This is a genomic window from Actinoplanes derwentensis (assembly GCF_900104725.1).
Taxonomy (GTDB): domain Bacteria; phylum Actinomycetota; class Actinomycetes; order Mycobacteriales; family Micromonosporaceae; genus Actinoplanes; species Actinoplanes derwentensis.
In genome coordinates this window covers 889,871-904,906 of sequence record NZ_LT629758.1, presented here as the reverse complement: position 1 = coordinate 904,906, position 15,036 = coordinate 889,871, and the positions used below count along the sequence as shown (strand labels likewise).

15 protein-coding genes are annotated in these 15,036 nt (G+C 69.7%); 8 read left to right on the top strand and 7 right to left on the bottom strand.

What is annotated here, in order from left to right:
• Positions 1-107 precede the first annotated feature (107 nt).
• Entirely contained in the window at positions 108-686 is a 579-nt protein-coding gene (locus BLU81_RS04025) for a type 1 periplasmic-binding domain-containing protein (RefSeq protein WP_092541717.1), read from the top strand.
• Here the strand turns inward: BLU81_RS04025 and BLU81_RS04020 are convergent.
• Entirely contained in the window at positions 635-970 is a 336-nt protein-coding gene (locus BLU81_RS04020; RefSeq protein ID WP_092541715.1) for an ArsR/SmtB family transcription factor, read from the bottom strand. The genes BLU81_RS04025 and BLU81_RS04020 overlap by 52 nt on opposite strands.
• A gap of 51 nt (positions 971-1,021) precedes the next feature.
• Between BLU81_RS04020 and BLU81_RS04015 the strand changes: the two genes are divergently transcribed.
• Positions 1,022-2,275: an enoyl-CoA hydratase/isomerase family protein gene (locus BLU81_RS04015; RefSeq protein ID WP_092541713.1), complete on the top strand. Its 1,254-nt coding sequence runs from the start codon at positions 1,022-1,024 to the stop codon at positions 2,273-2,275.
• Positions 2,276-2,292: 17 nt separating this feature from the next.
• Here BLU81_RS04015 and BLU81_RS04010 read toward each other — a convergent pair whose 3' ends face one another.
• Entirely contained in the window at positions 2,293-2,934 is a 642-nt protein-coding gene (locus BLU81_RS04010; protein WP_092541711.1) for a DUF4360 domain-containing protein, read from the bottom strand.
• 314 nt (positions 2,935-3,248) lie between these two features.
• On the opposite strand from BLU81_RS04010, the gene BLU81_RS04005 reads away from it, so the two are divergent.
• The gene (locus tag BLU81_RS04005; protein ID WP_092541709.1) at positions 3,249-3,560 is read left to right on the top strand and encodes a hypothetical protein; all 312 of its coding nucleotides are present in this window, start codon (positions 3,249-3,251) and stop codon (positions 3,558-3,560) included.
• 3 nt (positions 3,561-3,563) lie between these two features.
• On the opposite strand, the gene manD is transcribed toward BLU81_RS04005, so the two are convergent.
• Genes manD through pdxR form a run of 3 tightly spaced genes read right to left on the bottom strand, consistent with a single transcriptional unit; the run spans position 3,564 to position 7,477 of the window.
• Entirely contained in the window at positions 3,564-4,772 is a 1,209-nt protein-coding gene (gene manD / locus BLU81_RS04000; protein ID WP_092541707.1) for a D-mannonate dehydratase ManD, read from the bottom strand.
• A gap of 4 nt (positions 4,773-4,776) precedes the next feature.
• Positions 4,777-5,994 (bottom strand): MFS transporter, encoded by a 1,218-nt coding sequence (locus BLU81_RS03995; protein WP_231954120.1) that lies wholly within the window; start codon positions 5,992-5,994, stop codon positions 4,777-4,779.
• Between the two features lie 58 nt (positions 5,995-6,052).
• Complete coding sequence (pdxR, locus tag BLU81_RS03990) at positions 6,053-7,477, bottom strand: MocR-like pyridoxine biosynthesis transcription factor PdxR (protein WP_092541703.1); 1,425 nt, start codon at positions 7,475-7,477, stop codon at positions 6,053-6,055.
• 69 nt (positions 7,478-7,546) lie between these two features.
• Between pdxR and BLU81_RS03985 the strand changes: the two genes are divergently transcribed.
• A complete protein-coding gene (locus BLU81_RS03985) occupies positions 7,547-8,146 on the top strand; it encodes a mycothiol-dependent nitroreductase Rv2466c family protein (protein WP_092541701.1) in 600 nt (199 codons plus the stop codon).
• A 6-nt stretch (positions 8,147-8,152) separates the two neighbouring features.
• On the opposite strand, the gene BLU81_RS03980 is transcribed toward BLU81_RS03985, so the two are convergent.
• Positions 8,153-9,736, bottom strand: coding sequence for a methyl-accepting chemotaxis protein (locus tag BLU81_RS03980; RefSeq protein ID WP_269460985.1), 1,584 nt, complete (start codon positions 9,734-9,736; stop codon positions 8,153-8,155).
• A 108-nt stretch (positions 9,737-9,844) separates the two neighbouring features.
• Complete coding sequence (locus tag BLU81_RS03975; protein WP_157751211.1) at positions 9,845-10,939, bottom strand: outer membrane protein assembly factor BamB family protein; 1,095 nt, start codon at positions 10,937-10,939, stop codon at positions 9,845-9,847.
• Positions 10,940-10,986: 47 nt separating this feature from the next.
• Between BLU81_RS03975 and BLU81_RS03970 the strand changes: the two genes are divergently transcribed.
• The 4 genes from BLU81_RS03970 to BLU81_RS03955 all read left to right on the top strand — a co-directional run bounded on the left by BLU81_RS03970 (position 10,987) and on the right by BLU81_RS03955 (position 15,027).
• Entirely contained in the window at positions 10,987-11,967 is a 981-nt protein-coding gene (locus BLU81_RS03970; protein WP_092541695.1) for a hypothetical protein, read from the top strand.
• 84 nt (positions 11,968-12,051) lie between these two features.
• Positions 12,052-13,197, top strand: a complete 1,146-nt coding sequence (locus tag BLU81_RS03965) for an alpha/beta hydrolase family protein (RefSeq protein WP_092541693.1) — start codon at positions 12,052-12,054, stop codon at positions 13,195-13,197.
• A 22-nt stretch (positions 13,198-13,219) separates the two neighbouring features.
• Positions 13,220-14,371 (top strand): sensor histidine kinase, encoded by a 1,152-nt coding sequence (locus BLU81_RS03960; protein WP_092541691.1) that lies wholly within the window; start codon positions 13,220-13,222, stop codon positions 14,369-14,371.
• Positions 14,368-15,027: a response regulator gene (locus BLU81_RS03955; RefSeq protein ID WP_092541689.1), complete on the top strand. Its 660-nt coding sequence runs from the start codon at positions 14,368-14,370 to the stop codon at positions 15,025-15,027. Before BLU81_RS03960 ends, BLU81_RS03955 begins: the two co-directional genes overlap by 4 nt.
• The last annotated feature ends 9 nt before the right edge of the window (positions 15,028-15,036 follow it).

Sequence of the window (15,036 nt, the reverse complement as noted above, 5' to 3'; positions counted from 1 at the left end):
TGAGCCCCGCTCTCACAGTTTCCTCAAAGGTCGGCGAAGCATGCGCGAAACTTATCGATCACTGCAAGATCTTGATTTGCTGGTGAAGACCTGCATACTCTCCGTCGATGTCCCGCAACACAAGGTCGGCGAGCCGTGCGCCGGAAATCTCGCGACCACTGTCGACCTGGCCACTGATCAGCGAAAAGGTCTTCACCCGCAAGGCTCTCGGGTGGACCGCGGCCGGTGTCGCCGCAGCGGTCGCGGTGACCGTCGGCGTCTGGGCATTGTGGCCAGAGTCACCCCGTCAGCGCGTTTACCTCGACGCCACCGCCTGTCTGCTCACCGACAACCGGGGCGTCACCGCCGAGCCGGCCGCATCGGTCTGGGCAACGATGCAGGCGGCTTCAGTGGACACTCTGGTCCGCGTTCAACGTCTGCGGGTCAGCGACCCGCAGACGCCGGAGAACGCCGCCGGCTATCTGGCCTCCCTGGCCGGTTCCCGCTGCGGCACGATCATCGCCGTCGGCGAGGCTCCGGCCGGCGCGGTCGCCCTGCACGCGGCGACGTTCCCGGACATCCCCTTCATCACTGTCGGTGACGGCACACCCGCGCCCAACGTCCAGGTCATCGACGCTTCGGCCACCGAGGAGATTCAGTCCGCCGTACGGGAGAAGCTCGACATGCTCGCGGACGCGGTCTCCTGACTACCGGCGATCAGGGCGTCGATCAGGCCGGGGAAACGGGCGTCGAGTTCGGCGCGGCGTAGTTCGATGGTGTGGGTGCGGCCGGTCACCACGGTTCGGGTCAGGCCGGCTTCGCGCAGCGTGCGGAAATGATGCGTCATGGTCGACTTGTGCACGCCGAAGTCCCAGTGCTCGCCGCATTTGCCGTGCGGCTTCCCGTCGGCGAGCACCTGAACGATGCGCAGCCGGATCGGGTCGGCGACCGCCCGCAGCACGTCCACCATCGTCACGTCGGCGATCTCCATGCCACCACCATACCGTTGGGCATCCGTCATACCGTCGCCTACGTTGACGGTATGACAACCATCCAACAATCAGGGTCGGCGCGCTGGTCCTGGGACAGCGACGGCGTCGTCACCGTGACCCTCGACGACCCCGGCCGCACCGCCAACATGCTCAACCAGCGCCACTTCGACGGCCTTGATGCCTGCCTCGACGACCTCACCGAGCACCTCGACCGGCTGCGCGGCGTCGTCCTCACCTCAGCGAAACGTTCCTTCATCGCCGGCCCCGACTTCGAACCCAGCGAGATCACCCCCGACGAGGCAGCCGGCACGTACGAGCTGCTGGTCCCACTGCGTGACCAGGCCCGCCGCCTGGAGACCCTGGGCCGCCCGGTCGCCGCCGCCCTCAACGGCTCCGCCCTCGGCGGCGGCTTCGAACTGGCCCTGGCCTGCCACTACCGCGTCGGCCCGACCGATCCGGCGGTCGTGTGGGCGCTCGCCGAAACCGGAATGGGCATCCTCCCCGCGGGCGGCGGCACGGTCCGCGTGACCCGGATGTTCGGCATCGCCGCGACGGTCCTCGACATCGTCGGCCCCGGCACCGTCTACCACCCGGAACAGGCCCTGGCCGCCGGCTTGGTCGACGAGCTGGCCGACGACGTGGTCACCACCGCCAGAACGTGGGTGCTGGCCAAGCCGCCCGGCCACTTCACCCAGCGCTGGGACCGCCCCGGCTACCGGATCCCCGGCGGCACAACCGTGCCATCCGGCCTCGCCGACGAGGTGAACCGCCGTTCCCAGGGTTCCCCGGTGCGCGTTTTGGCGACAGTGCTGGACGTGGCGGCACGAAGCGCGGCGGCCCCGCTGCACGAGGCGTTCACGATCGAGACGGAGGCCTGCCTGGCACTGCTGGCCGCCCCCGAGTTCCCGGCGCTGGCCCGCTTCTTCTACGCGTTGCGGTCGACAGCCACAATCCCTAAAAGCCTTGCGCCGGTACGTTCATCGCCCGGCACCCGCACTTTCCCGCAGATCGTCGCGAACCCATTGGCGGCGGTGTTCTTCACCCCCGACGCTCGGATCGTGGAGATCACGGACGAGACCCTGATCCCCGCGATCCGAGCGTCGGGCGACATCCCGGTCCTGATCAACAGCGGACAGCCGTCGTTCATCCAGACCTTGCTGGACGCCGGCTCCTCACCCTCCGCCATGGCCGAGGCCGCCCACCGGGCCGTGACCGGCGGCCTGCGCATCGACCAGCCCACCGCCGGGGTGGCCGCGGTCCTCGCCGCCGGCTACCCCGCCTGGGCGGACAGCGTCATCGGCTAGCGATCGACGAGCAACCGTCAGCACTTCTGCCAGGTGACGTGGTAGATCGTGTCCAGGTTGCCGTCGGTGGAGTCCATCGTGAGGAAGCTGGTCTTCTTGCGGTCGGAGGAGCCCGCCGAGACCCGGAGTTCGGTGTTGACGTTCAGGTAACGCTGTTCGCCGCACGGCAGGAAGGACAGCGACGCCACGCCGAGGGTGTCGGTGCGCTGGTAGTCGCTGTCGAGCGGACCGGACAGGGCGTGCCGGTAGCGGGTGGTCTTCGACTCGCCCTGGAAGTAGTAGAACGACGTCTGCAAAGCGGACGCGCCCCGTTCCAGGTGGGCGTAACCGCGGTAGTCGGTGTTGGCGATCGCGTACGTGTAGCCCTGCGGGACGTGCACGTTCAGCGCCAGCTGGCAGTTCTTGCGGAAGTCGGTCGGTTTGGTGCCGGCTCCGGCCTGAGCGGTGAATTCGCTGTAGCTGACGGTGAAGGCCTTGTTGTCGGGGGACACGGTGACCGCCGCGGTGCCGCGCGGGCAGCCGGAACCGTTGGCCGCGACCACGTCGATCACCATGTCCTTCGCCGGTACCGGTGGGCGGGCCGGCATCCCGCTGGCGGGCACCGCGGCGGTGCCGAAGGTGGCGAGGAGAACGGCTCCGGTGACAAATGTTGTGCGCATGACGCTCCCTGATCCGTATCGGTGACGACCGGATCAGAACGTAGTTTCAAGCCTCAAATATTTTCAATAGCGGACATAGTGCGATTAGTCCGTTTAGGTGTCTTTCAGGGCTTATCGTGGCCGATCGGCAGGTCGCGGATGTCCGTCCGGTCAGCGGGGGCCAGCCGTTGACCCCAATAGCGACGGACATCCGACGGGCTTTCGAGTGACCACCGAGCAGGCGATTACCGAAAGAGCCGACTTCCCATACGGTTCTTTCAGTACGAACGGCGCCCACCGTTTCGGAAATCGGCCCTTTCCGGCGAGGAGTCACCATGCCGCCCACACCCCGCACCACCGAGCTCTCCGCACCGCTGTCCAACGAGGTCAAGAAGGCCAATGTAGGTGCCGGCACCTACGTGTCCCGGCACCGGTCGCCGGACCTGACCAACATCAACACCCAGTTCCAGCGCCGCGCGGTCGCCGCCCTGGAACTGGTCAGCAAGGCCACCGGCGACTCCCCCACCGACGTGCTGAACCGAGCCGTCCAGTTCTACGCGTACCTGATCAAGAAGTCCCGGATGGGTGAGCACATCTTCGTGGAGAACATGGAGACCGGCGCCCGGGAACGGATAACGCTGTTCTGAACCTCACCAGTCGTGCACGGAACCGTCCAACCGTCGCGCGACCGGCAGATACTTCGCCTGGTACGGAAACTTGGCGGCCACCTCGTCGTCGTATTCGACACCGAGGCCGGGCTGGTCGGACGGGTAGAGCATGCCGTTCGCCAGGCGGGGACTGCCACGGAACACCTCGTACGTCTCCGGGGTGTGCCCCATGTGTTCCTGAATGCCGAAGTTCGGGACCGTGATGTCGACGTGCACGGCCGCGGCGGTGGTGACCGGCGACAGATCGGTGGCGCCGTGTGATCCGGTCCGCACCTGGTAGAGGGCGGCGAGGTCGAAGATCCGGCGCAGGTGGGTGATGCCGCCGGCGTGCACGACGGTGGTGCGCACGTAGTCGATGAGCTGTTCGGTGATGAGTTCCTTGACGTCCCAGATCGAGTTGAGGACCTCACCGGTCGCGATCGGGGTGGTGGTGTGCTGCCGGATCAGCCGGAACGCCTCCTGGTTCTCGGCCGGTGTCGGGTCCTCCATCCAGAACAGCCGCAGCTCTTCGACGCTCTTGCCGAACCGGGCCGCCTCGATCGGGGTGAGCCGGTGGTGGATGTCGTGCAGCAGGTGGAAGCCGAAGCCGAACCGGTCCCGGACCTTGGCCAGGTATCCGGGCGCGAAATCCAGGTAGGCCTCGGTGTTCCAGGCCTGTTCGTCGGGCAGTTCGGTGGCGGCCGGTTCGTAGAGGCTGCCCTTGCGCACACCGTAACTACCGCTCAGGCCGGGGATCGCGGCTTGCGCCCGGATCGCGGTGAAGCCCCGCTCCTGGTAGGCGGCCACATCGTCGAGCAGCGACTCCACATCGGTGCCGCTGGCGTGACAGTAGACCAGCACCCCGTCCCGGGACCGGCCGCCGAGCAGCTGGTAGACCGGCATCCCGGCGACTTTGCCCTTGATGTCCCAGAGGGCGACGTCGACGGCGGCGATCGCGGTCATCGTGACCGGGCCGCGCCGCCAGTAGGCGCCCCGGTACAGGTACTGCCAGGTGTCCTCGATCCGGTCCGGGTCCCGGCCGATCAGCAGCGGCGCGAGGTGGTCCTGCAGGTAGGAGGCGACGGCCAGTTCACGGCCGTTGAGGGTGGCGTCGCCGAGACCGGTGACCCCGTCGGACGTGGTGATCCGCAGGGTCACGAAGTTGCGGCCGGGCGACGTCACCAGCACTTCGACACGTTCGATCGTTGCCACCGGGTCACTCCCTCATGACGAGCTGGTTTCTGACACCTCGATTCTCGTCTATCCGTGCCGCCCATCGGGTGACCGGACCGGTGGCGATCGCCGCCGCCGCGATCAGCAGGCCGAGCACCAGCCACCCGGCCGCGCCGTACCCGAGGATCAACCCGGTCAGGGCGACCGGCCCCAGGATCCGGGCGAGCGGGATTCCACTCTGGTAGACGCCCTGGTAGAGCCCGTGCCGTCCATCCGGCGCCAGACCGAAACTGATCTCCCAGCTGCCGGCCGACTGCAGCATCTCGGCGAACGCCTGCAACAGAGCGGCGACCACCAGGACCGTCCCGATCATCCACGGGTCACCGTGCACGCCGGTCACCGCGAAGACCAGACAGGCGACGAGCATGACCACCCCGGCGGTACGAACGGAGCGGGCCGCCGAAGCCACATCGGTCACTCGGTGGGCGACCCGGACCTGCCACAGCATCACGCTGAGAGTGTTGACCGCCAGCACCACCGACGTCATCCAGGCGGGCGCGTCGGTGGACCGCGCGATCCAGAGTGGCAGGACCAGGCTGAGCAGCGGCATGTTGAGCAGCGCCACCGCGTTCAGCAGGGTCAGCACCAGGTAGGGACGATCCCGCAGCACCGTTCTCACCGACCCGCCGCCGGGGCCGGGTTCCGGGGCCGTCCCGGCCGGGAGGCGGCTGAGCAGCAGCGCGGCGACACCGAACGCGACAGCGTCCAGCGCCAGCACCGTCAGGTACGCCGCCCGGCTGTCCACGGCGAGCGCCAGCGCCCCGACGGCCGAGCCCATCGCCAGGCCGCCGTTGATCCGCGACTGGAGCCGGGCCCGCACCCGGGTCCGGGCCGCGGGTACGACCAGACGGGCCAGCAGCGCCTGCCGGGCGGCGGTCAGACCGGTCTGGCAGATCGCGTACGCAGCCACGGCCAGCAGGAAGAACGGATAACCGCGGGCGTACGGCAGGGCCGCCACCGACACGGCCGTCCCGGTCGCCAGCAGTACCGCCGCCCGGCGCGGGCCGATCCGGTCGGCGAGGTGGCCCAGTGGCACCCCGGCCAGGAAACCGGCGGCCCACGCCAGCGACACACCCAGTCCGAAGCGGGTCGCCGGCAGGCCCACGACCTGGGTGAAGTACAACGCGAAGGTGACCAGGAAGGCGCCTTCGCCGATCGAGCTGACCAGGTGCGCGCGGGTCAGCGTGGTGGTGATGTTCACCCGGTCCACCGTGGCCCGGACAACACCTGTTCGCCAGGGCCAATCCACGGCTTTCCGATCAGGCCTCTGCGAAACAGCCGGCCAGTCGGCGCAGCGCCTCGGGGAGCCGCCCGGCCGGTATCGAGCTGTACCCGATGACCAGGCCGTCGCGCTCCGGCGGGGCCAGGCAGAAGTGGGCCAGGGTCTGCACCGCCACCCCGGCCCGGGCGGCCCGCTCGACCACAGCGGCGGCGTCGGCTCCGGCCTCCGGGCGCAGGTGGGCGCTCAGGTGCAACCCGGCCACCGATTCGACCGGGACCAGCCATCGACTCAGCGGCCCGTGCAGGGCGTCCAGGAGCAGGGCGCGGCGTTCGGCGTACACCCGGGTGGTGGTCCGTAGATGCCGGGCGAACAGGCCCTCGTCGAGGAACGCGGCGACCGCGGCCTCGGTGCAGGCGTCGCCGTGCTGGACACCGACCTGGCGGGCCAGGGTGAGGGCCGGGAGCAGGGCGGCCGGCGCGACCAGGAAGCCCAGGCGCAACGACGGCAGCATGGTCTTGCAGAACGAGCCGACGTAGAGGACCCGGCCGTCGGCATCGAGGCTCTGCAACGGTTCCAGGGGCCGGTTGCCGAAGCGGAACTCGCTGTCGTAGTCGTCCTCGACGATCGCCGCGCCGTGGCGGCCGGCCCAGGCCAGCAACTCCCGGCGGCGCGCCGGTGACATCGTCACGCCGGTCGGGAACTGGTGCGACGGTGTGGTGTAGACCAGCCGGGCGGCCGGCGGCAGCGCGTCGACGATCAGACCCTGCGCGTCCACCGGGACACCGGCCGGGCGGGCGCCGTGCGAGCGGAACAGCCGGTGGGCCATCGGGTAACCGGGTTCTTCGACGGCGACCACGTCGCCGGGTTCCAGCAGCACCCGGGCGATCAGGTCGAGGGCCTGCTGGGCGCCGTTGGTGATGAGCACGTCGTCGGTGCCGGCCGCGACCGAGCGGGACACCCCGAGCCAGCGGGCCACCGCCGCGCGCAGCCGCGGGTCACCGGCCGGGCCGGCGCGACTGGCCGCCGCGATCGTGCCGGTCCGCAGTTCCCGGGTGACCAGGCGGCGCCAGACCGGCAGCGGGAACAGCGCCGGATCGGGAGTGCCGGCTCGCAGGTCGAACTCGGGGGCGGGACCGGACGGGCCGGGTGGCGGCAGTTCCTGCCAGATCCGGCGGGGCCGCAGAGTGCCGCCGGGGGCCCGGTTCGGTGGCCGGGTGCCGCCGGTGAGGTCGGCGACGAAGGTGCCGGAGCCCACCCGGGCGGTGACGAAGCCTTCGGCGAGCAGCCGGTCGTACGCCGTGGCCACGGTGTTGCGGGACACCGCCGCACTGCGGGCCAGCTCACGGGTGGGTGGCAGGCGCTCACCGGGCCGGAGCCGGCCGTCCAGGATCGCGGTCCGCAACTGCCGGTAGACCTGAGCGGAGAGATCGGCGGACCCCTCCAGATGCACGTGGAAACTCACCGGATTGGCCCGTTCATTTCACGTCTGATTGGCACTGGGACGGTGCCAATCTAGCCCTAGGCTCGAACCATGACACGGGTGGACCTCTATTTCGACGCCGCATGCCCCTTCGCCTGGATCACCTCCCGCTGGATCCTCGAGGTCGACCGGCTGCGGGACCTGGACCTGCGGTTCCGGCCGATGAGCCTGTTCGTCCTCAACGAGGGCCGTGAGCTGCCCGAGTGGTACCGGGACCTGGTCGACCGGTCCCTCGGCCCGGCCCGGGTGGTCACCGCCGCCGCCCGCGAGCACGGCGACTCCGTGCTCGGCGGCCTCTACACCGCCCTCGGCACCCGCATCCACAACCAGGGGAACAAGGACTTCGACGCGGTGATCGCCGAAGCCCTCGCCGAAACCGGGCTGCCCGCCTCGCTGGCGGCGGCGGCCGGCAGCACCGACCACGACGCGGCACTGCGCGCCAGCCACCACGAGGGCATGGACCCGGTCGGCGAGGACGTCGGCACCCCCACCATCCACATCGACGGGGTTGCCTTCTTCGGCCCGGTGCTGTCCAGCATCCCCCGGGCCGAACGGGCGGTACGACTCTTCGACGCCGCCCGCGAGCTGGCCGGTTTTCCGGGCTTCTTCGAGCTCAAGCGAACCCGTACCGACAAGTTGTCGTTCGATTGACAGGCGTCACACCCGGTAGACCGAGATCGTCTGGTGGAGTTCCTCGGCCATCCGGGCCAGCTCCTGCGCGGTCGCCTGGGTCTCGGTCGCGCCGGTCGCCGTGGCGTTCGCGGCCTCCGCCACCCCGGAGATGTTGCCGGCGATGTCCCCGGCGCTGGACGACGCCTCGGAGACGTTGCGGGCCATCTCGTTGGTGGTGGCCGTCTGCTCCTCTACCGCGGCCGCGATGGTGGCGGCGTAGTCGTTGATCCGGGCGATGACCTCGGTGATGTCACCGATCGCGAGCACCGCCTCCTCGGTCTCCGCCTGGATCGAGCTGATCCGCTTGGTGATGTCGTCGGTGGCGCGGGCGGTCTCCTGGGCCAGGTCCTTGACCTCGGAGGCCACCACGGCGAACCCCTTGCCCATCTCCCCGGCGCGGGCCGCTTCGATGGTCGCGTTCAGGGCGAGCAGGTTGGTCTGCTCGGCGATGCTGGTGATCGTCTGGACCACGCTGGTGATCTCAGCGGACGACTGGCCGAGCTTCGCCACGATGCCGGTGGTGCGTTCGGCGGTCTGCGCGGCCTGGGTCGACACGGCCGCCGCCTGGGTGGCACTGTTCGCGATCTCCCGGATCGCCACACCCATCTCGTCGGCACCGGCGGCCACCGTCTGCACGTTCTGCGACACGATGCCGGCCGCGTCCGACACCGTGCCGGCCTGCGCCGACGTCTCCTCGGCAGCCGACGACATCTGCACCGACACCGACGACAGCTCCTCGGAGGCGGCGGCGACATGGTGGGCGTTGTCGGCGACCTGGCGCACCATGCCGGCCATCGCCGCGGTCGACTGGTCCAGGGCCTCGGCCAGCACGCCGACCTCGTCCTTGCCGTGCAGTTCGGTCCGGACGGTCAGATCGCCGTCCCGGATCGAGGTCAGCACCTCCACGCAACGGGCCAGGGGCCTGGTGATGAGACGGGCGATGCCCATCGCGGCGAGCACCCCGAGCACCATGCCGGCGACGATCAGCGAGATGACCAGCGTGCGGGCGTCCTCGTAGACGGTGGTCGCCGCGTCGTTCTCCTTCTTGGACTCGGCGATCGTCTGTAGGGACAGCTCTTCCAAGGCTGCGCGGGCCGTGGCCACCAGCGGTTCGACCTGCTCGACCCGGATCTTGGCGACCTGAGCGTCCTTCTCCTCCCGGCTCAGCGGCAGCAGCGTGTCGTTGAGAAGTGTGAGGTACTCCGCGAGCGCAGCGTCGAACTCGGCGAGGGCGGCAGCCCTAGACCCGAGATCATAAGTTTTGTAACGGCTCTCGGCATCGGAGATCACCTTCGTATCAGCGGTGATCGCTTCCTCCGCCTCCGCCTGGAGTTTGGCGTCGTTGGTAATGAAGTGATTGAGCGAATCAATGCGAATCCGGTTGAAAGCGTTGCGAACCTCAGCGATCATCTCCATCTCCAGCGAACCGGCATATATCGTGTCGGTGCTCGCGTTCAGGTCCGCCATCTTGACCACCGAGAACGACGACACACCCGCGCCGAGGAAGGCGACGACCAGCACTGCCGAAAGTATCTTCGTGCCGACCCGTTGATCGCGCAGCCATCCCATCACACCGACTCCTGACGTAGCGTTCTGCTCCCCAGAGCTACTTCGGAAGATCTGGCGGCGAATACAGCCGTTCCGGCAAGAAAACACTGCCATTTCCGGCGCGACCGTTCAGGGGGCGTACGACCGGATCGTCTTCTGCTGTGTGGTGAGAAGGCGGCCACCGGCCGGGACGACATGGGCTTCGAGAGCGCTGTACGCCGTCCGGGAGCTGATCACCGTACCGTCGCCGGGTGAAAGGATCGTCAGGTTTCCGCCGCCGGTCAGGACGTAGAGCAGTCCGCCGGCCCGGACCGGCGCGCGCGGGGCGGCGAGGGCCCGGGTCCAGAGCAACCGGCCGGTCGCCGCGTGGTAGGTGTTGACCCGCCCGGCCGAGGCCACGTAGACGCGGCGGCCGTCGGCGGCCAGGTCACCGGCTTCCTTGGGCACGAGCCAGAGCCGGCGGCCGTCGGTGGCCGCGTGGGCGGCGAGACCGGTGTCGCTCCGCAGGTAGAACTGGGTGCCGTCCGGGTTCGCGGCGACCGCGGTAGGCGTGAGATCGGTGCCCCAGACCGGCTTGCCGGTGGTGATCCGCCCGGCCCACGTGCCGGGGCGCCCGGCGGTGCGGCGCAGCAGGATCGTGCCGCCGGCCGAGACCGGACCTGCTAGTACCTCGTTGCTGTGGGTCCAGAGCGGGATGCCGTCCTCGAGGCGGTAGGCGGTGGCCCCGTGCCGGGCGTCGTCGCAGGTGCCGCATGCGCCGGAGGTGGCGACGGTCCCGGCGTCGGTGACCGCGGTGTCGATCGTCCAGGCGGCGGTCCGGCGCCAGCGCTGGGCTCCGGTGGCGGCGTCGAGGGCGACCAGGGAACCGTCGTAGTCGCTGGCGGATTCGCAGCTGGTGGTGGCGACGAGGACGAGGCCACCGGCGACGATCGGCCCGGCGGTGATCTGGCTGAAGCCGGTGTTGCGCCACAGCCGCTTGCCGGTGGCCGCCTGGTACGCCGCGACCCCGCCCGCTTCCAGCAGGTAGACGCGGTCGCCGACGGCTCGGGGCGCGTCCGGGGCGGGCTGGCAGCCGGGCCGGCCCGGCGCGGGTGTCACGGTCCAGCGGAGTTTCAGCCGGTTGACGGAGCCCGCGTTGATCACGGTCTCGGCCGGGTTGTAGCGGGTGTTTCCCGGACCGTAGCCGTCGTGACCCCACGAGGCAGGCGGTGGCGCAATGCCCATTATCGTGGCGATTAGCATAGTTTTGTACACAAGGTGATGATGACAGGGTGGAGGCGGTACACGTGCTGATCGGCGCGTCCATCGCGGCGGAGGACCTGGAGTTCTACGAGCCGCTGTTCGCCGGGAACGACATCATGCGGATCTTCCCGGTCCGCGTCACCGTCGACGGCGACCCGCTGCGGGTGTTGCCGGACTGGTCCGACAGCCGCCTGGAGTACTGCCGGCGCCACTCGGCCGTCCCGTTTCTCAGCACCAAGGTCGACGGCCGGCCCGGCGGCCTCGAACACGTCCGGCGGCAACTGGCGGACATGCCCGCCTGGATCGAACGGCTCTACCTCACCGACCGGCACGAACCCGAAGGCGACCTGCCCGGCGGCCCCGCCGAGTTCAAAGTCAACTTCGGCCGGTTCCTCGACATGATCGACACTCTGCCCCGCCGGATCCGCACCCGAGTCCGCTGCGGCCCCGTCCTGACCAAGACCTGGACCGAGAACAAGGATAAGGGCGACTTCCAATACCGGACATACGATCCGGGTACGGGTGACTTCTTCGGCGTCGACTGTTACGTCCCCGCCGGCACCAGCCACGAGGTGATGGCCCCGTCACGCCTGCCGAAACCCGCCGACTTCCTGCGCTGGGTGAAAGCCTACGAGCACAGCCCGTCCGACGCCCGCCCCCGCATCCTCCCCGAACTGGGCCTGATCGGCATGCCCGACGACCGCGACGGCTCGGCCCGGGCGGCCTGGATCAAGGGGGTGCACACCGAGATGTCCGGCTGGCACACCGGCGTCCCCGGCTGGTCCCGTCAGTGGAGTCTGCTCGGCTGGATCTGGTGGAACCAGCAGGGCAAGAACACCGGCGACGTCGACCGGATCGGCTCCCGCCGCGACTTCCCCCTCGACGAACGCACCGTCGACCGGCACACGGCGGCCAAACTGGACCCGCCGAAGCCGCTGACCATGTTCAACACACTGTGGAAGGCCCAGCGGTCCCGCCCGCGTCACGCCGCCATGTCCGTCGCGCGGTGACCCGCCTCCGTCGCAAGTAGGAGGACGGACTTCCCGCCTCCGCCGGATGTGCCCACCCCCGCTCCGGCGGCAGGCTCTTCAGACATGAGACGCAAGACAGCAGCCGCACTGACCGCCGCCACCCTCACCATCGGACTGACGCCACTGGCCGGTGCTCAGGCAGCGGAGAGAATCGTCCGCGAGTCCGTGACGATCCCGATGGACGGCGGCTGGTCCGCCACCGGTGAACTGAGTTATCCGAAGAGCGCGAAGGGCCGTTTGCCGGTGGTGGTGCTGTTGCACGGCAGCGGCCGCAACGACATGGACCAGACGATCGCCCCGGGCGCGGCCACCTTCAAAACGGTCGCCCAGGCGGTGAACAAGAGCGGCTTCGCGGTGCTGCGGTTCAACAAACGCGGCGTGATCGGTATCGGCCCGGTACTGAGCGACAATCCCGCGTTCCTGAACTTCGGCAAACGCTACGAGCAGACGGTGCGGGACGCGGCCGCTGTGATCCGGTTCGCCGGCGCCGCGAAGCGGATCGACCCGGCGAAGGTGTTCCTGCTCGGCCACAGTGAGGGCACCCAGGTCGCCGGAAACCTGGTCGCCGACCCGCGCGGCCACGGCATCACCAAGCCGGCCGGGGTCGTCGCGATGGGCGTGGTCGGCGGCACTCCCCGTTCGATCCTCTACTACCAGGTCGTCGGCCGTACGCTGGGACAACTGCACGAGGAGTTCGACTTCGACGGCGACGGCCGCCTCACCCCGGCCGAGTCCTCCGACGGCCTGATCGGACAGCCGGAAGCGGTGGCGGAGCAGTTCCGGGCCGTCCTGACCGATCCCGCCATCGACGCGAACAGCGACGGGGTGCTGGCCATCGACACCGAGATCGAGTCGTTCCTCCGCACGGCCGTCGGGTTCGACAGCTACCCGAACCTGCCGGGCATGCCCGAGGGCTTCGCCGACTACCTCACCGACCTCGTCCGCTTCCCGACACCGGCTCAGGACCTGCCGAGATACAACGGCCCGGTGCTGCTGCTGAACGGCCGGACCGACACCCAGACCGTCGTACGCGGCGCGATCGTCACCGATGCCGCCCTCGCCACCGCCGGGAACCGGGACCATACGCTGATCACCTACCCCGGCGTCGGTCACCTGATGAACGTCACGCCGAAGTACCTGCCGGCACCAGGCAGCCCCGACCCCGCGGTACTGCGCGACATCACCACCTGGCTGGCCGCACACCGCTGATCACTCTTCTGGGGGGCACCAGATGCGGACCAAGCTGATCCAGGACGGCGCGCTGGCCGTGGCCGCCGTGCCGTTCACCCTGGCGGTGCTCGCGCTCGCCGGCCAGAACAGCGCCCTGGGCCCGGTGGTGCTGGCGCTGCTCACGGCGCAGACGGCGCTGATCTGTCTGCGCCGGGTCAGTCCGGTGTGGTGCCTGGCACTGATGCTGGTGCTCCAGATCGCGATCGCCGCCACCGTCCCGCCCGGCACCGGACTGCGCGGTGTCGGGCCCAGCATCGTGGTCTACACCTGCGGCACCCTGCTGGCCGCGCGCACCGCCGTCACGCTCGCGGTGCTCACCGCGATTCTGGAGATCGGCGGGTACGCGGTCAGCACGGTCCCGCTGCGGAACCCGGCGCTGGAGCTGACCCAGGTCGTGCTGCACCTGCTGCTGTCACTGCTGTTCTACGTGGGCGCGGCACTGCTCGGCTCGCACCTCGCCATGCGACGCCGGTACTCCGAGGTCGTCGAAGCACGAGCCGACGCCGACGCCGAAGCGCACCGGGCCCGGACCGAGGCGGTACTGACCGCGGAACGCGCCCGCACCGCCCGCGAACTGCACGACGTCGCGGCCCACCACCTCACCTCACTGATCGTGCAGGCCACCCTGGTCGAACGGCTGCTGGACCGCGACCCGGCAGCGGCCCGCCGACACGCGGCCGCGATCCGCGAGGAAGGCCGGAACACGCTGCACAACCTGCGGCTGATCGTCGGCGCGCTGCGCGACGGTGCCGGCGCGGACCCTGATCTGCCGGACGGCAGCGGACTTGCGATGATCGACCGGCTGGTGTCCGGGAGCGAGGCCGTGCTCACGGTCGACGGCTCGCCTGGCGTACCGGAACCGGCCGTGGAACTGGCCCTTTACCGGGTGGCACAGGAGGCGCTGAGCAACGCGCGCGACCACGCGCCCGGAGCCCCGGTGACGATCACCCTCACCTATCGGGAGCCGGAGACCAAGATGGAGATCCACAACGGACCGGCACCCCGCGTGCCCGCCCGCCGGGACCGTGGCCGTCGAGGCTTCGGCCTGCTCGGCATGCGGGAGCGGGCCTCGCTGGTGGGCGGCTCGTTCAACGCCGGACCCACCCCCGAAGGCGGCTGGCGGGTCCGGTTGACCGTCCCGCACCGCTCATGATCACCGTGCTGCTCGCGGATGATCAGGCGATGCTGCGTGCCGGGTTCCGGTCGCTGATCGAGTTGGCCGGCGACATCACCGTGGTCGGCGAGGCCGCCGACGGCCCGGAAGCCGTCCGGATGGCCCGTCTGCTGCGGCCCGACGTGGTCTGCATGGACGTCCGGATGCCCGGCGGCGACGGTTTGACCGCGACCCGCGACATCGTCGAGACCCTCGATCCGGCGCCCGCGGTGCTGGTCCTGACCACCTACGAGCTGGACGAATACGTCTTCGGCGCGCTCGAAGCCGGTGCGAGTGGCTTCCTGCTCAAGGACGCTGACGTGGACACCCTGCTGGACGCGATCCGCCGGCTGGCCGCCGGTGAGGGCATGGTCGATCACACCGTCACCCGGCGGGTGATCGTCGAGTTCGCCCGCCGCCGCCGAACCGCGCCACCCGCGGGCCCCGGACCGGACCTGCTCACCGCACGCGAAGCGGAGATCGTCCGGTTACTGGCCCACGGTCTGTCCAACGCGGAGATCGCCACCGAACTGGTGGTCGAGGTGAGCACGGTGAAGAGCCACCTGAGCCGTGCGATGACCAAGATCGGCGCCCGCGACCGGGTCCAGACGGTCATCTGGGCCTACCGCTCCGGTCTCCTGCTCCTGCCGTCCTGAGTTTCTCCC

What these genes read in the sequence shown, in the direction of transcription:
- BLU81_RS03955 (WP_092541689.1), top strand. Translation starts at nt 14,368, where the DNA reads ATGATCACCGTGCTGCTCGCGGATGATCAGGCGATGCTGCGTGCCGGG.
- BLU81_RS04025 (WP_092541717.1), top strand. Translation starts at nt 108, where the DNA reads ATGTCCCGCAACACAAGGTCGGCGAGCCGTGCGCCGGAAATCTCGCGA.
- BLU81_RS04020 (WP_092541715.1), bottom strand. Translation starts at nt 970, where the DNA reads ATGGAGATCGCCGACGTGACGATGGTGGACGTGCTGCGGGCGGTCGCC.
- BLU81_RS03980 (WP_269460985.1), bottom strand. Translation starts at nt 9,736, where the DNA reads ATGGGATGGCTGCGCGATCAACGGGTCGGCACGAAGATACTTTCGGCA.
- BLU81_RS03985 (WP_092541701.1), top strand. Translation starts at nt 7,547, where the DNA reads ATGACACGGGTGGACCTCTATTTCGACGCCGCATGCCCCTTCGCCTGG.
- BLU81_RS03975 (WP_157751211.1), bottom strand. Translation starts at nt 10,939, where the DNA reads ATGGGCATTGCGCCACCGCCTGCCTCGTGGGGTCACGACGGCTACGGT.
- BLU81_RS03960 (WP_092541691.1), top strand. Translation starts at nt 13,220, where the DNA reads ATGCGGACCAAGCTGATCCAGGACGGCGCGCTGGCCGTGGCCGCCGTG.
- BLU81_RS04005 (WP_092541709.1), top strand. Translation starts at nt 3,249, where the DNA reads ATGCCGCCCACACCCCGCACCACCGAGCTCTCCGCACCGCTGTCCAAC.
- BLU81_RS03965 (WP_092541693.1), top strand. Translation starts at nt 12,052, where the DNA reads ATGAGACGCAAGACAGCAGCCGCACTGACCGCCGCCACCCTCACCATC.
- BLU81_RS04015 (WP_092541713.1), top strand. Translation starts at nt 1,022, where the DNA reads ATGACAACCATCCAACAATCAGGGTCGGCGCGCTGGTCCTGGGACAGC.
- BLU81_RS04010 (WP_092541711.1), bottom strand. Translation starts at nt 2,934, where the DNA reads ATGCGCACAACATTTGTCACCGGAGCCGTTCTCCTCGCCACCTTCGGC.